This is a genomic window from Erwinia artemisiae (assembly GCF_051400835.1).
Classification (GTDB): domain Bacteria; phylum Pseudomonadota; class Gammaproteobacteria; order Enterobacterales; family Enterobacteriaceae; genus Erwinia; species Erwinia aeris.
The window spans coordinates 13,556-33,488 of the sequence record NZ_JBLFFM010000016.1; the positions used below are offsets into that span (position 1 = coordinate 13,556).

Annotated in this window: 13 protein-coding genes; 11 read left to right on the forward strand and 2 right to left on the reverse strand. The window is 55.0% G+C overall.

Annotated elements, in window-relative coordinates; translation table 11 throughout:
* Positions 1-263 precede the first annotated feature (263 nt).
* A complete protein-coding gene (locus ACMGEE_RS21155; RefSeq protein ID WP_436830615.1) occupies positions 264-1,337 on the forward strand; it encodes an acyltransferase family protein in 1,074 nt (357 codons plus the stop codon).
* Between the two features lie 178 nt (positions 1,338-1,515).
* Here ACMGEE_RS21155 and putA read toward each other — a convergent pair whose 3' ends face one another.
* Positions 1,516-5,466, reverse strand: coding sequence for a trifunctional transcriptional regulator/proline dehydrogenase/L-glutamate gamma-semialdehyde dehydrogenase (putA, locus tag ACMGEE_RS21160; RefSeq protein WP_253460544.1), 3,951 nt, complete (start codon positions 5,464-5,466; stop codon positions 1,516-1,518).
* Between the two features lie 420 nt (positions 5,467-5,886).
* On the opposite strand from putA, the gene putP reads away from it, so the two are divergent.
* The 9 genes from putP (at position 5,887) to phoH (ending at position 13,957) form a co-directional block, all read left to right on the forward strand.
* On the forward strand, positions 5,887-7,371 hold the full coding sequence (gene putP, locus ACMGEE_RS21165) for a sodium/proline symporter PutP (RefSeq protein ID WP_436830616.1): 1,485 nt from the start codon (positions 5,887-5,889) through the stop codon (positions 7,369-7,371).
* Positions 7,372-7,519: 148 nt separating this feature from the next.
* Entirely contained in the window at positions 7,520-7,651 is a 132-nt protein-coding gene (locus ACMGEE_RS21170) for a hypothetical protein (protein WP_255416553.1), read from the forward strand.
* A 12-nt stretch (positions 7,652-7,663) separates the two neighbouring features.
* Complete coding sequence (locus tag ACMGEE_RS21175; RefSeq protein WP_125290933.1) at positions 7,664-8,044, forward strand: HVO_A0114 family putative DNA-binding protein; 381 nt, start codon at positions 7,664-7,666, stop codon at positions 8,042-8,044.
* Between the two features lie 445 nt (positions 8,045-8,489).
* Complete coding sequence (locus ACMGEE_RS21180; protein WP_125290934.1) at positions 8,490-8,753, forward strand: type II toxin-antitoxin system HicA family toxin; 264 nt, start codon at positions 8,490-8,492, stop codon at positions 8,751-8,753.
* A complete protein-coding gene (locus tag ACMGEE_RS21185) occupies positions 8,750-9,106 on the forward strand; it encodes a type II toxin-antitoxin system HicB family antitoxin (protein ID WP_253460553.1) in 357 nt (118 codons plus the stop codon). The genes ACMGEE_RS21180 and ACMGEE_RS21185 overlap by 4 nt, the downstream gene beginning before the upstream one ends.
* 255 nt (positions 9,107-9,361) lie before the next feature.
* A complete protein-coding gene (gene efeU, locus ACMGEE_RS21190) occupies positions 9,362-10,189 on the forward strand; it encodes an iron uptake transporter permease EfeU (protein WP_253460556.1) in 828 nt (275 codons plus the stop codon).
* A 33-nt stretch (positions 10,190-10,222) separates the two neighbouring features.
* Positions 10,223-11,338, forward strand: a complete 1,116-nt coding sequence (efeO, locus tag ACMGEE_RS21195) for an iron uptake system protein EfeO (protein ID WP_436830617.1) — start codon at positions 10,223-10,225, stop codon at positions 11,336-11,338.
* Positions 11,339-11,341: 3 nt separating this feature from the next.
* Positions 11,342-12,619 (forward strand): iron uptake transporter deferrochelatase/peroxidase subunit, encoded by a 1,278-nt coding sequence (efeB, locus tag ACMGEE_RS21200; RefSeq protein ID WP_253460559.1) that lies wholly within the window; start codon positions 11,342-11,344, stop codon positions 12,617-12,619.
* Between the two features lie 549 nt (positions 12,620-13,168).
* Positions 13,169-13,957: a phosphate starvation-inducible protein PhoH gene (gene phoH, locus ACMGEE_RS21205; protein WP_125290939.1), complete on the forward strand. Its 789-nt coding sequence runs from the start codon at positions 13,169-13,171 to the stop codon at positions 13,955-13,957.
* Positions 13,958-14,098: 141 nt separating this feature from the next.
* Here the strand turns inward: phoH and ACMGEE_RS21210 are convergent, their stop codons facing one another.
* On the reverse strand, positions 14,099-17,134 hold the full coding sequence (locus tag ACMGEE_RS21210) for a M12 family metallo-peptidase (protein ID WP_436830618.1): 3,036 nt from the start codon (positions 17,132-17,134) through the stop codon (positions 14,099-14,101).
* 1,087 nt (positions 17,135-18,221) lie between these two features.
* Between ACMGEE_RS21210 and ACMGEE_RS21215 the strand changes: the two genes are divergently transcribed.
* Positions 18,222-19,772 (forward strand): methyl-accepting chemotaxis protein, encoded by a 1,551-nt coding sequence (locus tag ACMGEE_RS21215; RefSeq protein ID WP_436830619.1) that lies wholly within the window; start codon positions 18,222-18,224, stop codon positions 19,770-19,772.
* The last annotated feature ends 161 nt before the right edge of the window (positions 19,773-19,933 follow it).

The following is a 19,933-nucleotide window of genomic DNA, read 5'->3' on the forward strand; positions in this document are numbered from 1 at the left end:
TTCCTTAAGACGTCAGTCTCTTAAAAGAGGAATAATTTATTAACTTATTGCAAATTTCCAGGGTAAGGTAAATTCGCTTCGCGAGAAGAGGAATGTTCTGAATATGCATGATGCCGGGCATGACTAAGTATTCAGGGCCAGCAGCAGCCACATTGTCTATATTTGTCAGCGTACGGTCAGGGCCAGATAATATTAAATATCTCGGCTACGGGGAGGTATCGCTACCTCATGTTATCCCAGTTTATGACGGTCGGAGTAATATAATGAATACGACTCAAAAGCAGGATATTGCCTGGATAAACAGTTTAAAAGGCCTCTGCATTTTACTCGTGGTTTTATATCATGTTGTCCTGCCAGGCTATGCCGAAATGATTGGCCATCTGGTTGCTGGCTTTATGCCTGCTAAATTATGGCTGGCCTTTAATAATTATCTTTCGCCGCTGAGGATGCCCGCCTTTTTCTTTGTCTCTGGCCTGCTGGCGACCAACGGCATTATTAACCGTCCATGGAAGCAGGTTTTTACCAGTCGCGTTACCAATCTTTTCTATCTCTATTTCCTTTGGGGCGTGATCCAATGGCTGATGATCCGGGGCGTCTCCAATGAGGTGATGGGCGAACAGCTCTCCAAAAACACCAACGCGGCCTGGGCGGCCACGCCGGTGGAGTCGGTTAAATTAATGCTGCTGGCGATGAGCTCCTCCTGGTATCTTTATGCGCTTGGCCTGTTTTTTGTGTTCGCCAAACTGTTCCGCGAGCAGCGGCTTGCGATGATGACCATTGCGGTTTTGCTGAATTACGCCGCCGTCATGAAAATCATCCCAGGCTGGGGACCGGAAAGCGTCGCGCAGTATCTGATCTTCTTCCTGCTGGGTACCTTTTACAGCAGCACTTTGCTGCGCTGGAGCGAATGGCGTCGCAGCAATCTGGTGCCCTGGGCCGCGCTGATAGCGCTGTCGCTGATCCACGCTAAGCTCGGTATTCCCCATAGCCTGTTCCTGTGTGCGCTCGCTGTTTTAATCTCCGTCGCCGCCTGCCGGACGCTGAATCGCTACTTTACGCTGGGCTGGCTAAACTGGCTGGGCAGAAACACGCTGCAAATTTACGTGCTGCACCGCATCTTTATCGAATTCTTTGGCATGTCCGTCATTTTGTTCGCGGAACATCATCAGCTGTTCGCTAACAAAGCGTTCTCCATGCTGTGGGCGACAGCTTTCCCGGTGGTAATGGTGGCGCTGTGCGCGGGCTGTTCGGTAGGCGTGTGGACGTTGCTTAATCGGGGCATCGGCAAAAATCTGTTTATCTATCCACGGCTGCTGCGCGTCAAAGTTGATGCCTGACAGAAAACACCAGGCGTAAGAAGGCCGCTTATTAGCGGCCTTTTTCTTATGACTTTAAACGCATCAGGTGGCTACTTTTTCCGGTCAGCCGCGCGGCTAAACCAAAAAAGGGGCGAACTGCTTCGCCCCTTGTACGGAATCCGCTGCTTTAAGCCTGTCGGGCAGGCCGACGGGCGCGTTAGCCGATGGTCATCAGGCTGGCGTTGCCGCCTGCCGCTGCGGTATTGACGCTCAGCGAGCGCTCAATCAGCAGGCGTTCCAGCAGCAGATTGGTTTCGCCGCGGGCAAAGCCCTGGACGGAAACAATCGCGCCTTCACGAGCGGCCACCGTTTCGCAAACTGTTCTGAGCTGATCGGCATCGCCGTGGTAAATCACCGCCTCAAACTCGTTATGCTGCGCCAGCGGTTCGACCGCAAAGTCGATACGGCTCTGCACGGCTGTGGGCAGTTTCTTCGCCAGCGCGCGATGCAGTTCATCATCCTGCCACAGCGCGCGGCTGCCCACGGCGGTGACCGCCGCCAGCTGCACCAGCGCATCCTGCTCGTTATCCGCCAGGCAGACCACGCGCTCGCGCGGCAGCAGGGTAAAGGTGTTGCGTTCGCCCGTCGGGCCGGGCAGCAGGCGAACGGTGCCGCTCTGGCCCAGCTCGGCAAACTGTTTGCAGACCGCAGCCAGCTCCGGCTTGTCTTTCGCCCACTCCGTCAGCGCCTGATGAGTGGTCAGCAGCACCGGACGCAGCGCCGCATCAACCGGACGCTCGACGTCCTGGCGATCCAGCGTAACCTTCAGCGCGCCTTCCGGGCGATGCGAGAGCAGACGATAGAGATAGAGCGGGCCGCCCGCTTTCGGACCGGTGCCGGACAGGCCTTCGCCACCGAACGGCTGGACGCCTACGACGGCCCCTACCATATTGCGGTTGACGTACAGGTTGCCGACTTTGGCGCGGCTGGTGACCTGATTGATGGTTTCATCAATACGGGTATGCACGCCCAGCGTCAGGCCGTAGCCGGAAGCGTTGATCTGCTCAATAATTTTCGGCAGCGTGCTGCGGTTGTAGCGCACCACGTGCAGCACCGGCCCGAAAATTTCCTTATCCAGATCGGCGACGTTTTCCAGCTCAATCAGCGTTGGCGGAATAAAGGTGCCGGTCTGCCACTCTTTGCTGTCGTGCTTATCGTTAAACGCCGCCTGATACACTTTCATGCCTTTGCTGCGCATCGCCTGAATATGGCGTTCGATATTTTCTTTCGCTTCGCTGTCGATCACCGGCCCGATATCGGTAGACAGGCGCTCCGGGTTGCCCATACGGCATTCGGCCATCGCGCCGCGCAGCATTTGCAGCGTGTGGTCGGCAACATCATCCTGAATACAGAGCAGACGCAGGGCAGAGCAGCGTTGACCGGCGCTGTCAAAGGCAGAAGCCACGATATCGACCACGACCTGTTCCGTCAGCGCGGAGGAGTCCACGATCATGGTGTTCATGCCGCCGGTTTCCGCAATCAGCGGCGTCGGTCTGCCTTGCGGATCCAGACGACCGGCCAGATTACGTTGCAGTAGCGTTGCTACGGCAGTCGACCCGGTAAACATCACGCCGCGTACGCGGTCGTCGCCGGTCAGCTGAGCGCCGACGGTTTCACCCAGGCCCGGCAGCAGCTGTAGGGCACCAACCGGCACGCCCGCTTCATGCAGAATAGCGACGGCGGCAGCGGCCACCAGCGGCGTCTGCTCGGCAGGCTTGGCCAGCACGCTGTTGCCTGCTGCCAGCGCTGCGGCAATTTGACCGGTGAAGATTGCCAGCGGGAAGTTCCACGGGCTGATGCAAACCACCGGGCCAAGCGGACGGTGCGTTTCGTTATCGAAATCGTCGCGAACCTGGCCTGCATAGTAGTGCAGGAAGTCGACCGCTTCGCGTACCTCGGCGATAGCGTTGTTAAAGGTCTTTCCGGCCTCACGCACCAGGATCCCCAACAGGCGCTGTAGCTGAGCTTCCATCAGCTCGGCGGCACGGGTCAGGATCTCCGCACGGGCGGCAGGCGGCGTGGCGAACCAAATCGGGCCGGCATTGACGGCGGCGTCCAGCGCGGTCGAAACATCTTTCCCGGTAGCGTGGCGCACATAGCCCACGATATCGGCAGGCTCCGCCGGATTGAGCACCGGCAGCTGTTCGCTGGCTTCCGTTTCGCCATCGATAACCGGCGCGGCGTACCACGGCTGGATAGCGCTGTTCAGCAGGGCGCTGGAGAGCGAAGCCAGGCGGTGTTCGTTAGCCAGATCCAGACCGGCGGAGTTCTGACGCGTTGCGCCATAGAGATCGCGCGGCAGCGGGATCTTCGGATGCGGCAGACCAATCGCCCCTTCGGTGCGGGCCAGTTTTTCCACTTCATCGACCGGATCGGCGACCAGATCTTCAATCTGGAGCGTGTTATCGGCAATACGGTTCACAAACGACGTGTTGGCGCCGTTTTCCAGCAGGCGGCGCACCAGGTAGGCCAGCAGCGTTTCGTGCGTGCCGACCGGCGCATAGATCCGGCACGGACGGTTAAGCTTGCCATCCGCTACTTTGCCGACCACCTGCTCGTACAGCGGTTCGCCCATGCCGTGCAGGCACTGGAACTCGTACTGACCAGGGTAGTAGTTATTGCCCGCCATCTGATAGATAACCGCCAGCGTATGCGCGTTGTGCGTCGCGAACTGCGGATAGATCAGGTTCGGTACGGCCAGCAGTTTACGGGCGCAGGCCAGATAAGAGATGTCGGTGTAAACCTTACGGGTGAACACCGGATAGCCTTCCAGGCCGTCCATCTGGGCGCGCTTGATCTCGCTGTCCCAGTAGGCACCTTTCACCAGGCGGATCATCAGGCGGCGACGGCTGCGCTGGGCCATGTCGATCAGCGCGTCGATCACAAACGGGCAGCGCTTCTGATAGGCCTGGATAACAAAGCCGATGCCGTTCCAGCCTTCCAGCTCCGGCTCAAAGCAGAGTTTTTCCAGCAGATCCAGCGACAGCTCCAGGCGATCCGCTTCTTCCGCATCGATGTTGATGCCAATGTCGTAAGAGCGTGCCAGCAGCGTCAGCGATTTCAAAATGGGGTAAAGTTCGTTCATCACGCGCTCGTACTGCGCGCGGCTGTAGCGCGGATGCAGCGCGGAAAGCTTGATGGAAATGCCCGGCCCTTCATAGATGCCGCGACCGTTGGAGGCTTTACCGATAGCGTGGATCGCCTGCTGATAGGAAACCAGATAGGCTTCAGCGTCTTTCGCCGTCAGCGCGGCCTCGCCCAGCATATCGTAAGAGTAGCGGAAGCCTTTCTCTTCCAGCTTGCGGGCGTTCGCCAGCGCTTCCGCGATGGTTTCGCCAGTGACAAACTGCTCGCCCATCAGGCGCATCGCCATATCCACGCCTTTGCGGATCAGCGGCTCGCCGCTTTTACCGATGATGCGGTTCAGCGAGCGCGACAAATTCGCCTCGTTGTGCGTGGCGACCAGGCGGCCGGTAAACAGCAGGCCCCAGGTGGCGGCGTTAACAAACATCGAAGGGCTGCGGCCCAGATGCGACTGCCAGTTGCCGTTGCTGATTTTATCGCGGATCAGCGCGTCACGGGTTGGCTTATCTGGAATACGCAGCAGCGCTTCCGCCAGGCACATCAGCGCAACGCCTTCCTGTGAAGAAAGTGAAAACTCCTGAAGCAGCGATTGCACCATACCGGCGCGGCCGCCTGCCCCTTTTTGGTGCCTGAGCGCCGAAGCCAGCTTGTGGGCAAGACGTTGGGTTTGCTGCGCCAGCGGCTGCGGCAGACGTGCCTGTTCAAGGAGCATCGGCACTGCTTCCGTCTCCGGGCGACGCCACGCGGCGGTAATGGCGGAGCGGGTTACCGATTGCGGCAGAATATGTTCGGCAAACTCCAGAAAAGGCTGATGCAGCTCCTCGACCGGCGCGTCTTCGCTCTCCTGAGCCGTAGCCTGCAAGGGGAATTCCGGCAGGGCGTCGCCTCTCTCCAGCTGTTCCAGATAGTTAAAAATAGCCTGTTTGATCAGCCAGTGAGGTGTGCGATCGATCTGGCCCGCAGCCTGACGAATGCGGTCACGCGTGGCCTCGTCCAGCTTAACGCCCATAGTGGTTGTGCCCATGCCTTAAAACTCCTTGCAAATAGTCAAAACAGATCTGGCAAGCAATATCACTTAAGTTGCAACTTTGTGCAACCTTGTTAAATGTGAGGCTGATTGCAGAGTGTAAAAACGCTTTTTTAAAAAGCGGCATGGATATTGCTGCAAAAATCCGGCCAGCTTTACAGATTGCAGTAAAACTGGGTTCTGAAAAGGTTTTTTGAGAGGTGTAACCGGTGACACTGTGATCCAGTGCAACCTGTCGAATCTTCTTTCCAGATGCAAGGTGAAATTAATGTAACGATTGTGTTAAACCATTGGCGAGTATTGTGCCCGTCAGTGCTTTGCGGCAGGATACCCCGCCCTGGGTGGTTAAAAGTGGCGCCGCAACGTTCCGGCGGCGGGGCAGGGTTGCGCATTAACAATAATAAGTGGAGAACCTGAATGACAGTAAGCACACCTATGATGGTGACCTTTTGCGTTTACATTCTTGGCATGGTGTTTATCGGCTTTTTGGCCTGGCGCTCAACCAAAAATTTTGATGACTATATCCTGGGAGGACGCAGTCTGGGCAGCGTGGTCACCGCGCTTTCCGCCGGTGCATCTGATATGAGCGGCTGGCTGCTGATGGGCCTGCCGGGCGCCATTTTCATCTCCGGCATCTCCGAAAGCTGGATTGCTATCGGCCTGACGCTGGGCGCTTACCTTAACTGGAAAATCGTCGCCGGACGCCTGCGCGTGCAGACTGAACACCATGATAATGCGCTGACGCTGCCCGATTTTTTCGCCAGCCGTTTTGAAGACAGAAGCAAAATCCTGCGCGTTATCTCTGCGGTCGTCATCCTGGTTTTCTTCACTATCTATTGCGCTTCCGGCATCGTAGCCGGCGCCCGCCTGTTTGAAAGCACCTTCGGCATGAGCTACGAAACGGCGCTGTGGGCTGGCGCAGCCGCCACTATTATCTATACCTTTGTCGGCGGTTTTCTGGCCGTAAGCTGGACCGATACCGTGCAGGCGAGCCTGATGATCTTCGCTCTGATCCTGACGCCGGTGATGGTTATTATTGCAGTAGGCGGCCTGAGCGATTCCCTGGCGGTTATCCAGGCGAAGAGCATTGAAAATATGGATATGCTGAAAAACCTGAACTTTGTCGCGGTGATCTCGCTGCTCGGCTGGGGACTGGGCTACTTTGGTCAGCCGCATATCCTGGCGCGTTTTATGGCGGCGGATTCGCACCACTCTATCCGCAGCGCGCGCCGTATCGGCATGACGTGGATGATCCTGTGCCTGGGCGGTGCGGTAGCGGTCGGCTTCTTTGGTATCGCCTACTTCCAGAACCATCCCGAGCAGGCAACAGGCGTCACCGACAACAGCGAACGTATTTTTATCGAGCTGGCTCGTATTCTGTTTAATCCGTGGATCGCCGGTATCCTGCTTTCTGCTATCCTGGCGGCGGTGATGTCGACGCTGAGCTGCCAGCTGCTGGTTTGCTCCAGCGCGCTGACGGAAGATCTCTATAAAAACTTCCTGCGTAAAGGTGCCAGCCAACGTGAGCTGGTATGGGTAGGGCGTCTGATGGTGTTGCTGGTGGCGGTCGTAGCTATCGCGCTGGCTTCCGATCCGAACAACCGCGTACTGGGGCTGGTAAGCTACGCCTGGGCCGGCTTTGGTGCGGCGTTCGGGCCTGTAGTGATCTTCTCGCTGGTGTGGAAGCGTATGACCCGTAACGGCGCGCTGGCCGGGATTATCGTAGGCGCGGCTACCGTGCTGATCTGGAAACAGTACGCCTGGCTGGATCTGTATGAAATTATTCCGGGCTTCCTGTTTGCCAGCATCGCCATCATGCTGTTCAGCCTGGTGGGCAGCAAGCCTTCCACTGCGGCCGTAAAACGATTTGAGGCAGCCGAAGCCGAGTTCCATTCGCGTTAATCACGCTGATAACTACGACAGGCTCGCTTCGGCGGGCCTTTTTTTTAAGAACGGAAAACCTGGTCAGGGAGGACGGCATAAAGCCATCATGGCTTGTCATCCTCTTGCGATAAGGTTATGATCTGCTCATAAATCAAGGATGAGTTAAATGGATTATGGATTAGCGACCCTGCTGAGCCTGCACGGCACCCGCTATATTTATGCCTGCGGCTACTGGTATGAAATTATGGATCATTTTTTCACCGCGGTAGATAAAATCGTGGCTGAAGCAACCAGATAAAAAGGGATGATGATGAAAGCACTGATCGGCGTAATGCCAGAAAATGAGTTTCGCCAGCGGGTCATGGCGATTGTCAGCAATGAGTACCTTCCTGAAGAAAACGAACCCAAAATCTGGTTCTCCTCGCTAAACGCGGTCGCGCAGATTTTAAGCCCTGAAAATCTGGCGCTGCTGGATATGATGGATCGGGAGAAACCGGAAAGCATCTCTCAGCTGGCCCGGCTGGCCGGGCGGGCGGTGAGCAATCTTTCCGCCACGCTGTCGACGCTGGAAAAACACGGCTTCGTGAAAAAAGTAAAAGGGAAAAACTGTATGAAACCGGTGGCGCTTTACACCGAGTTCGTTATCCACACCGCACATTTCCCGGCCAAAAAAGCCAGCGACGCTGCCTGAGTTGGCCCCGGTACAACGGCGCGCATATTTGGTTATCTTAAATTTTCTGCTGTTCGATTCGTGGCAATTACTGTCCCCACGGCAAACAAACCGCAACAGGAATAAAAACGGGACGTGAGTTGCTACCAGTGGCGATAAGGCGGATCTGAGCGCACCGCCTGGGCCCTGGGACGATACGCTGGCTGAGCCGTTGCAATAAACGTGTTACGCATCAATGGGAGGCGAACGTCCTGACATGCGGCACGCATCAGTTTCGGGGCCGGACGAACGTCCAGACAGGCGATCGGACAATTGGTTTTAGTTGGTGATTGAGCCCCAAACTGTCTGTCGTCATCGGCCAATAACGTGATTACAAATAATCTTCTCGATGACTTCATAAATTGACTTCGAAAACCAGGGTTAATAAAATGACTTCATAGAGTGAAGCTATGGCAGGGATAAAGCTATGGTTGCATTAAGGAAGAAGCATAAACTCATACTGACTAAAATTTTTGCGCTGCCTGTTCCTGCCAACATTAAGTGGGCAGAAATCGAGTCGCTTATCCGGGCTTTAGGTGGTGAAGTTACCGAAGGTAGCGGATCCCGGTGCCGATTCAAACTCAATGGCAGTATCGCAAGATTCCACCGCCCACATCCTGCCCCTGATACCGACAAAGGCGCAGTTAACAGCGTTAAAGAATGGTTAGAAAGTATAGGGATTGAACCATGAGCAAAGCAAAACCCAACAAATATGAGATAGCCGGGCAGCCGGTTGTTGTCAGCTTCGTACCTGAACTGAACGCGTTTCGCGGCAAATTCCTGGGGCTCAGTGGTTATTGTGATTTTGTTGCTGACAGCGTAGAAGGGCTGCGGAGAGAAGGCGAAATTTCCTTAAAGGAATATCTGAAAGATTGTCGGGAAGAGGGGATAGATCCTTATGCCCGACAGGAAAAAACGAAGACATTTACTTTACGCTATAACGAGACGCTTGCTGAAAAATTAAGTCATGTGGCAGCTGAAAACGATATGTCAGTAAATACTTTCATCATTGAAACGCTGGAAGAGCGAATCAGACACGCATAATAAAAGCCCCGTCCAGGCGGGGCTTTCTGCCAAAACCAGCTCCTTTCCTTTCGGATAGTCTTCGGGTACAGAAATAAACAGGTAGGGAAGTTTCCGACGCCCTTTGATAGCGCATTTTCCTTTAATCCCTTGCCACGCCCGATGAAAATAACCGTCCAGCCTCTTGTATTTCTTCCGGCGATAATGATAATCGGTATCGTTTAGATTTACACTTCTTTACCCGCGTGAAAACGCCTTATATGTCTGAAGGTGCCTATGTTTGTGCCGTTCCTGATTATGTTACGCGAAGGACTGGAAGCCGCGCTGATCGTCAGCCTGATTGCCAGCTATTTACAGCGCACGCAGCGCAGCGAGTGGTTCGGCGCAATGTGGCTTGGCGTCTTCATCGCCGCCGCGCTCTGCCTGGTGCTGGGCTATGTGATTAATGAAACCACCGGCGAATTCCCGCAAAGAGAGCAGGAGCTGTTCGAAGGCATGGTGGCGGTGGTGGCCGTTTGTATTCTGACCTGGATGGTGTTCTGGATGCGCAAAGTCTCGCGCAATATTAAAGCGCAGCTGGAAGGCGCGGTGGATAACGCGCTGCAGCGCGGCAAAGGCGGCGGCTGGGCGCTGATTTTTATGGTCTTCCTGGCCGTCGCGCGGGAAGGGCTGGAGTCCGTGTTCTTCCTGCTGGCGGCCTTCCAGCAGGATGTGGGCATTGCGCCGCCGGTCGGCGCCATCCTGGGCCTCGCTACCGCTATCGTGCTGGGTATGCTGATCTACTGGGGCGGCGTGCGGCTGAATATGGCGCTCTTCTTCCGTTGGACCAGCCTGTTTATTCTGCTGGTCGCAGCGGGCCTGGCGGCTGGCGCCATCCGTGCTTTCCATGAGGCCGGACTGTGGAACGCCTTCCAGAGCCAGGCGTTCGATTTCAGCGAGGTGCTCTCCACCAGCACGCTGATGGGCACGCTGCTGGAAGGCCTTTTCGGCTATCAGGAAGCGCCCAGCGTCAGTGAAGTGGTGGTCTGGTTCTGCTATCTCATTCCTGCGCTGATCCTGTTTTTCCTGCCCGGACGCCCGCCAACGACGGCAGTCCGTCTTTGACGCTTTTCCGCTTTCTTATTCAAGGGATTTATCATGATTCGTGGTTTTTCAATGTTACCGCTGGCGGCGGCGTTACTGGCCAGCTTTTCTGCCGTGCAGGCTGCCGACGTGCCGCAGGTAAAAATTGTCGTTAACGACAAACAGTGCGAGCCGATGAGCGTTACCGTTAAAGCCGGTAAAACGCAGTTTGTGATCCAGAACCACAGCCAGAAAGGGCTGGAGTGGGAGATCCTGAAAGGGGTGATGGTAGTGGAGGAGCGCGAAAATATCGCGCCGGGCTTCACGCAAAAGCTGACGGCCAGTCTGCAACCGGGCGAGTATGAGATGACCTGCGGCCTGTTGAGCAATCCCAAAGGTAAGCTGATTGTGCAGGGCGCAGAGGATGCAGCAGGCGCGCAGCCAACGCTGATGCAGCTGACCGGCCCTGTTACCGACTACAAAGCTTATGTGATGCAGGAAGTCGCCGCGCTGGTTACCAGCACGCAAGCCTTTACCGGGGCGGTAAAAGCGGGCGATATCGATAAGGCGAAAGCCCTCTATGCGCCGACGCGCGCTCACTATGAGCGTATCGAACCGATAGCGGAACTGTTCTCCGATCTGGACGGCAGCATTGACGCTCGCGAAGATGATTATGAGCAGAAAGCCGCCGATCCTAAGTTCACCGGCTTCCATCGTCTGGAAAAAGCGCTGTGGGGCGACGGCTCGACCAAAGGTGTGGAAACCTATGCCGACAGGCTTTATGCAGACGTGCAGGCGCTGCAAAAGCGGGTCAGCGAACTGGCATTTCCACCGGGTAAAGTGGTCGGCGGCGCGGCCGGTCTGATTGAAGAAGTGGCTTCCAGCAAAATCTCCGGCGAAGAAGACCGCTACAGCCGCACCGATTTGTGGGATTTTCAGGCCAACGTTGATGGCGCGCAGAAGATCGTGAATTTGCTGCGTCCGATGCTGCAACAGGCCGATCCGGCGCTGCTGGCAAAAATCGACGGTAATTTCAAAAAGGTAGACGCTATCCTGAAAAAATACCGCAGCGGCGACGGCTTTGCCTCCTATGACAAGCTTACCGATGCCGATCGCACTGCGATGAAAGGCCCGATCACGGCGCTGGCGGAAGATCTCGCTCTGCTGCGCGGAACGCTGGGGCTGGATTGAGTTATGAAGCAAGCTGATGACGAGGCGGCTCAGCCTTCACGCCGCCGTCTGCTGAAGGGGATGGGCCTCCTTGGCGGCGCGCTGGCGTTAGCAGGAGGCTGTCCGGCGCATGGCGCGCCGGCGGCCTTTTCGCCCGGCGCGCTGTCGCCCAATGCCCGCCAGCAGAGACAGCCTTTTTACGGGCCGCACCAGGCGGGGATCGTCACGCCACAGCAGGCGTCGATGATGCTGGTGGCTTTTGACGTACTGGCAACGGACAAGGCCGATCTGGAGCGGTTATTTCGTTTGCTGACCGACCGTATCGCTTTTCTGACCAGGGGAGGAGAAGCGCCGCAAACGGTTAATCCGCGTCTGCCGCCGATGGATTCCGGCATTCTGGGCGGTCATATCTACCCGGATAATCTGACCATTACGGTATCGGTCGGCCGCGCCTTGTTTGACGATCGCTACGGATTGCAGGCGCAAAAGCCGCGCAGGCTGCAAACCATGACGCGCTTTCCCAATGATGCGCTGGATGCCGGGCTGTGCCACGGCGATCTGCTGCTGCAAATCTGCGCCAATACCAACGATACGGTGATCCACGCGCTGCGCGATATCATCAAGCATTCGCCGGATTTGCTGAGCGTGCGCTGGCGGCGGGAAGGCTTTATCTCCGATCATGCAGCGCGCAGTCAGGGCAGGGAGACGCCAGTCAATCTGTTGGGCTTTAAGGACGGCACGGCCAATCCCGATACGGCCGACGCGGCGATGATGGATAAAATCCTGTGGGTCACGGCGGAACAGGATGAACCTGCCTGGGCGATCGGCGGCAGCTATCAGGCTGCGCGCATCATTCAGTTCCACGTAGAGTTTTGGGACAGAACGCCGCTGCGCGAGCAGGAAACGATCTTTGGCCGGGTGAAGCAGAGCGGCGCGCCGCTGGGAATGACGCACGAACATGATGTACCGGACTATGCCAGCGATCCCGATGGCCTCGTTACGCCGTTAGACGCGCATATTCGCCTGGCTAACCCGCGCACGTCACAAACGCAGGACAGCCTGATGCTCCGCCGTGGCTACAGCTACTCGCTGGGCGTATCCAATGCCGGTCAGCTGGAGATGGGCCTGTTATTTGTCTGCTATCAGCACGACCTGGAAAAGGGTTTTCTTACCGTACAAAAAAGACTCAACGGCGAGGCGCTGGAGGAATATATCAAACCCGTCGGCGGCGGATATTTCTTTGTGCTGCCTGGCGTCATTGACGAAAAACATTATCTCGGGCAGGCTTTACTTCAGGCCTGAGCCTTTCTTCAGCCTCCCGCCCGCGCCTCGTGCGGGAGGTTGTTTTTTAACCAGAGGCGTTCAGCCGGCTGTTAAACATTTCAGATTACCGCACTCAGCATAAAATAAATTGTTATCTCTTTGATCCTGTTAGGATCCTAATTAACCTGCCGCGTACGCGTTCGCTTATTTGGTACTTTTCGCTTGCCGTCAGGTAAAATTAATGTTGCATTATTCCAGGAATCTGTTGAAATTTAATTATCAGGCGTCAGTTGTTTCCAGTGTGCAACACGGAGATCGCGAATGGACAAGTCCTTTTACGGACATAAGCGTCAGACAAATAGCGTGACAGCTTCCCGGCGCGAGGGCTTTATCGCCCCAATGACTTCCTCTTCCCTTTGCCATTTCAGCCAGTTTATTAACACCCTCCGGTGCCCGGCATCGTCACTCCGCGTACCATTTCTACGGCCAGACAAGGCTTACAAGGAAGCCAGCAAAACCTCTAAAGCGTTCACGTAATCGCACTGCCGTTCCAGGTGCGGGAAATGAAACCAACTGTAAGGTGCCACTATGGGAAGACAGAAAGCAGTGATCAAAGCTCGTCGTGAAGCCAAGCGCGTGCTTCGTAGCGATTCACGCAGTCATCGTCAGCGTGAAGAAGAATCGGTCACCTCGCTGGTGCAGATGGGTGGGCTGGACGCAATCGGCATGGCGCGCGATACACGCGACCATTCGCCCATTGAGGCCCGTAATGAAGCTCAGGCGCACTATCTTAAAGCCATAGAGAGTAAACAGCTGATTTTCGCTACCGGCGAAGCGGGCTGCGGAAAAACCTGGATTAGCGCCGCCAAAGCGGCCGAAGCCCTGATCAATAAGGATGTCGACAGGATCATCGTCACCAGGCCGGTACTACAGGCAGATGAAGATCTGGGCTTTTTACCCGGTAATATCGCAGAAAAGTTCGCTCCTTATTTTCGACCCGTCTATGACGTTCTGGTTAAACGTCTTGGTTCTTCCTTTATGCAGTACTGCCTGCGTCCCGAAATCGGCAAGGTGGAGATTGCGCCTTTCGCCTATATGCGCGGACGTACCTTTGAAAACGCCGTGGTGATCCTTGATGAGGCGCAAAACGTCACCGCCGCCCAGATGAAAATGTTTCTGACCCGCCTCGGGGAAAACGTCACCGTCATCGTCAATGGCGATATCACGCAATGTGATTTGCCATCGCATGTTCAGTCCGGCCTTAGCGACGCGCTGGCCCGCTTTAAAGAGGACGAGATGATTGGGGTAGTGCGTTTTGGTAAACAAGACTGCGTGCGCTCGGAGCTGTGCCAGCATACGCTGATGGCCTACGGCTAAAATGGGTGCATGTAAATATCGTCTGAAGACAACGCAGTTAATTAACCGTTCATTTTGATAATAAAAAACCGGCCTCCTGCGAGGCCGGTTTTTCCCTTTTCAGAGGGATGTCCCGGGCGAAAAACGCCTGAGTATCATGCCTTATTCCACCTTATCCCAGGCTTGCTGCCAGTGCAGGCCCGTGCCCGGCGCATAGGCCCAGGCCGCGCCCGCACACCAGCCGGTGTAAGGTGCCGATTTACAGGCATAGATGCCGCCCGCTGCGCTTACCCGTTCGCCTGCTTTATAGGCTGTGCCTTCCACATAGGCCGGATAGACTGGCGGTGCTGGCGGTGCTGGCGGTGCTGGCGGTGCTGGCGGTGCCGGCGGCGGCGTAACGGAAATAATTTCCAGAGCATGAGTGCTGATGGCTGAACGCATTCCGTCCGCGCTGGCTGCTTCCAGGTCGACCTGGTAATGACCGCCTGCATAATTTTGCGCCGCGATTGTAAACTCGCGCGCCGTGCTCTGCGCCAGCGTTTTGCCGTTCTGCTTCAGGCTCCACTGCCAGTGGCTGGCGGTAAAGTTGCTCTGGCTCGTCAACGTGATGCTTTCACCTTGTTTAACGCTGGCCGCGCCCTGGATCTGCGCGTGCGGGGCGCTCACGGTTACGGTGACGGTTTTTCTGTCCACAACGCCGCCTGTACCGGTAGCCAGAAGCTCATAGGTCACTTTTCCTGAGGCATTACGAGGGAAAGCGGCCCTGACTATCTTCTGCTGGTGCACTTCTCTCACGATCGGGCCTGACGCCACTTCCTGCAGGCCGGAAGGGCCGTCGCTGGTTACCCGCCAGATAAAGCCTTTACCGGTGCTGCTGCTGCCGTCCAGCTGGTGAATAGTGGCGGTCGTAGAGCGGGACACAAGGCTGAAGTCTTCAGGCACCACGGCTACCGGCACAACGGCAGGCTCGGGAGCAACGATTTCTAAAGCATGGGTGCTGGTTGCCGTACGCAGGCCGTCTGCGCTGGTGGCTTCAAGCACCACCTGATAGTGACCGGCGGCATGGTTATTTGTTGCCAGCACAAACTCGCGCGCATTGCTCTGCGCCACGGTTTTTTCACCCTGCTTCAGGCTCCACTGCCAGTGCGTGGCGGTAAAGTTGTCCTGGCCTGTCAGCGTTACGCTGTCGCCATGCTTAACGCTGCCCGGCCCCTGGATCTGCGCGTGCGGCGCAGCCACGGTGACGGTCACGGTTTTTTTATCCACCGAGCCGTCTGAACCGGTTGCCGTCAGCTCATAGGTGACGATGCCTGAGGTATTGCGGGGAAAAGCGGCGCGGGCCACGGCACCCTGCACTTCTCTTACGATCGGGCCTGACGCCACTTCCTGCAGGCCGGCAGCGCCGTCGCTGGTTACCCGCCAGACAAAACTTTGACCTGTGCTCCTTCTGCCGTCCAGCTGGTGGATGGTGGCGGTGGTGGAACGGGAGATAAGACTGAAATCGTCAGGCACCACGGCAACCGGCTTCACGACTGGTGTGGTAGAGATGATCTCTAACGCATGAGTGCTTCTGCCCGTGTGCATACCGTCTGCGCTGGTGGCTTCCAGTTCGACCTGGTATTTACCGGGCGCATAGCTCCGGGTATTCAGAGTAAACTGGCGCGATGTACTTTGAGCAATCGTCTGGCTGCCGTTTAACAGGCGCCACTGCCAGCGGGTAGCGGTAAAGTTCACCTGACCGTTCAGGGTAACGGTATCGCCCTGTTTAACGCTGGCCGGACCCTGAATTTGCGCACGTGGAGCGGTTACGGTCACGGTGACGGTTTTTTTATCCATCGTACCGTTGGGGCCACGCACCGTCAGTTCATAAACAGCCTGGCCGGAAGAGTTGGCAGGGAAGGCGGCTCTGACGTTCGCAATGTTGTGAGTTTCTCTGACAACAGGACCAGAAGGGACTTCCTGCAAACCCATAGGCCCGTCGCTTAACACTTTCCAGACGTGGCCGTAACCGTCACTGCGGCTGCCGTCCAGCTGGCGGATCAATGAGGTGTTGCTGCGCGAAAGGACATTGAAATTACCCGGTACGACGGCTCTCGGCGTTACGTTGCTGTAAAACCTTGAGACCATTTCACGCCGTTCATTCAGCCGACGAGCGCTGTCCTCATACTCTATGGTTCCGGCAGGCGTATTGCGGAAGAGAACGCGCGGGTTGGAAAACATATTAATCTGGCTACAGTTAGGAGAACAGGCGTAGGACATAATAGTACGCCACCTGTCCATCCCTGTGCCCAGACGCCGGTAGCCATGTTGATAGCAAGGGGAGCCATAGGGGTTACCGCCATTCTGCGCTCTGTCGTGTTGCAGCCCGATATTGTGACCCATTTCATGGGCAAAAGTGTTGGCCTGGGTGAAAGCGAGGTAATTGACCACGGAATGTGCGTTTTCTCTGGATGCGTTGACCCATGCTGTGCCGTTGACATCTCTACGAACCGCTAACATAACCACCAGATCGGCACTATGCTGTTCTCTGAAGGCGAGGATTTCGTTGCGCAATACGCCACCCATATCCCTCAGCATTAGACCCTGGGTATTTTTCTCGTTGTAATCAGGATTCAGTACGCCAGCGTTAACAAAAGTGATGCGCACATTACTGCTTGAAGCGCCCTGATTTACTTTTTCAAAAGCAAGTTTGGCCAGCGCATCAAAATCTAATGAAGAGAAAGCCGCACGGGACTGATTGGTGGTCACCAGACCCACCCGGATAACCACCTGTTGCGAAGGGGCCGGATCCTCATAATTTCCCGGTGCCGGGCAGTTAACCCTGGTTTCCGGGGCGCTGAAGACCTCGTCATGCTTTTCTTTTTCAGCGACTTTATTTGCATCCACTTTAATAATAACCAGTGAATTTTTTTCCTGAGCCAGCGGCAGGATCTGAAAGGTGTCACCTTTGAACGTTAGCGAACCATAGATTTTGCCCTGTTTGATAATCAGGATCGCCGTATTTTCCGGATCGGGATTGCCGTTGGATAACCGATTGGTAATAGGGGCGGCAATTTCACCTGTCCAGGTGAGGCTGCCGTCTTCGTCTTTCTTTTCAGACCAGCGTTGAAAAGTGACGTGCCCGCCATCCGGCAGCGTCAGGCTGACGCTGTCAATATCCTGCGGGGGGATATTGTCCGTACTCTTAAGCAGCGCCATTTTTTCCGTAATGGGGGAGGCGGATAAATTACGTAAATAACGGTTGTGCGATACAATCGATTTTTCGTTGGTGTTATGTAAGACAGCAAGCTTAAGCACTGCTGCATGCGAGGCGCTGCCGCACATAAATAATATAAGAGTGATGCACCTGACAAGGTGCGATAAAATTCGCTTCATGTTTTCCTGCTATTAGTCAAAGGAGTTATTATTGGCTTTATATACGGATGGTCTTATTTATTAGTCGGTTAGAACCTTTATAAGGTGGTCGTTATTTATTGTCAGCTGAAAATTCCCATGGTAGTACGCCAGAATATTTCCGGGTTATCTTATGGTCAGCGGAATTTAAAGTTAAACTATTAAGATGACTGTTTTATAGTGTTACAGGTGGCGTATTTCTTCAAGGTTAAAAATTGACATGCGGATGGCAGAATTTGCCGGGTAAAAATCGAGTTAATATTTTGTATCAGGTCTGCTGTTTTTAAAATAAAGATACCGGGCGGAAAACTCCGCCGCGACTTTTATTATATAGCCTGTTGGATTTGGCTTATCGCCAACTGTAAAATTTTATTAACGTACAGGCAGGCTGCTGCTTTGCTGATGACGGCATCGGGTTTTATCCCTGGAGGCAGTCGATCGCAGGCAGCACCACGCTGGCGGAGTGGTGCTGCCTGCGATCGACTGCATGACCATGGCTAAGCGACAGGCTTAATGAAGGGTAAAAGCTAAGATCGGGATACAGCCTTATCAGCCGGCTCCTTTTTGTTTTATATCCTTATGCTTGATGTTTTTTTCAAAATTCCTGCAAATACCTTAGCGTGGCTCAAAATTTTCACCTTGCACCGGAAACGGTTTTTTTATGGATTAATTCGCTATCATCATAATTAAAAAGGATTTTTTATTTTCTTTTTTTCTTTTTTTAACGGCCTTCTTGTTTTTTAACTATTTTATTAATCACTTATGTGAATGTCTGCGTGTTCAACAGCAAAAAATAAGCAGATTTACTAAAGCTTACGAAAGGCAGGCCGATAAAGCACGGGTATAACAGAAACGATGTTTGCACCTTTAATCTTCTGAGAGCGTGGAAAAGATGTTTAAAAACTTTTCGGTCAGTACGAAATTTATAGCGGCTTTTGGCGTCGTGGCAGCCTTATTACTGCTGCTGTGCGGCACTTTTTACGTTAACTTTTCGCGCATTGTAAACTCCAATAACTGGAACGTGCATACCTGGCGTGTCATCGATGAAAGCCGATCGCTGACCCAAAGCCTGGTGAATATGGAAACCGGGCTGCGCGGCTATGCAGTAAACGGTAAAGAAGAGATGCTGGCGCCGTGGCAGGAAGGTCAGAAAGCCTTTTCTCAGCACGTGCAGAAGGCGCGCTCTTTGACGTCGGATAATGAAAGACAGCAGGATAGGCTGAGCAAACTGGCCGCGCAGGAACAGGCGTGGGAAGCCTCTTTTGTTACGCCGCTGATGAAAAATCGCCAGGCGCTGAACACCGGCGCACTCTCTTATGAAACGTTTCTGGCGGCTTTTAATGCCAACACGGGCAAAGCGCAGATGGACGGAATGCGGAAGATCATCGATGAACTTGCTGCCGAAGAGAAGGGCTTACTGGCGGAAAGGCAACTCACCGTTGATGCCACCGAAGCGCAAACCAAGCTGACCCTGATCGTTGGCGCGCTTGCCGGGCTGGCTATCGCCTCTCTGCTGGGCTATCTGCTGTCGCGTGCGATTACCGTCCCTCTGCGCCAGGCTGTTAAAGCGGCGCGCTCTATCGCGGATGGCGATTTAACATCGGTACTGATCCCGCAGTCAAAAGATGAAACCGGCGTGCTGATTGCTACTTTTGCAGAGATGCAGGAGCAGCTAAGAAAAGTCGTTTCGGAGATCCAGAACGCCGCCGCTTCTATCGATAGCGCCGCAAAAGAGGTTTCTATGGGCAATACCGATCTGTCCAGCCGAACTGAACAGCAGGCCGCGTCGCTTGAAGAAACGTCAGCCAGTATGGAACAGCTGACCGCCACAGTGCGCCAGAACTCTTCTAACGCACAACATGCCAGCAGCCTCGCTTCTGACGCGTCACGCGTGGCGGAGCATGGTGGCGCAGTGGTAGGAAAAGTCGTGTCCACCATGTCCGCTATTCATGACAGCTCGAACAGCGTGGCTGAAATCATCAGCACGATAGAAAGCATCGCGTTCCAGACGAACATTCTGGCGCTTAATGCCGCGGTGGAAGCTGCTCGCGCTGGTGAACAGGGCCGGGGCTTTGCCGTCGTGGCTTCGGAAGTCAGGGCGCTGGCCCAGCGAAGCGCGGTAGCCGCTAAAGAAATTAAAACGCTGATCGAAACATCAAGCCTGCGTATTACAGAAGGTAGCCAGCTGGTGGCCAATGCCGGAAAAACTATGGATGACATCGTTGCTTCCATCGGCAATGTTTCCGGCATTATGTCGGAGATTTTTTCAGCGTCGGGCGAGCAGGTCAACGGTATTGAGCACGTAAGCATTGCGGTCAGCCAGATGGACGAAGTGACCCAGCAGAACGCCGCGCTGGTGCAGGAAGCCGCCGCTGCGGCCGCTTCGCTGGAAGATCAGGCTGCGCAGCTGACTCGTGCTATTGCCGTATTTAAAGTTGCCTGATGCCATATGGCCAGGCGGTAAAAAAGAGATTGGCCATAAAAAAAGCCTGAACGTGAGTTCAGGCTTTTTCTTTGAATATGGCGATGAGGAAGGGATTGACTCGCTTTGCTCGCCCTGCGGGCAGTTCGGCCGCGGGACGTCCGAACTGTCCAACCGGCTGA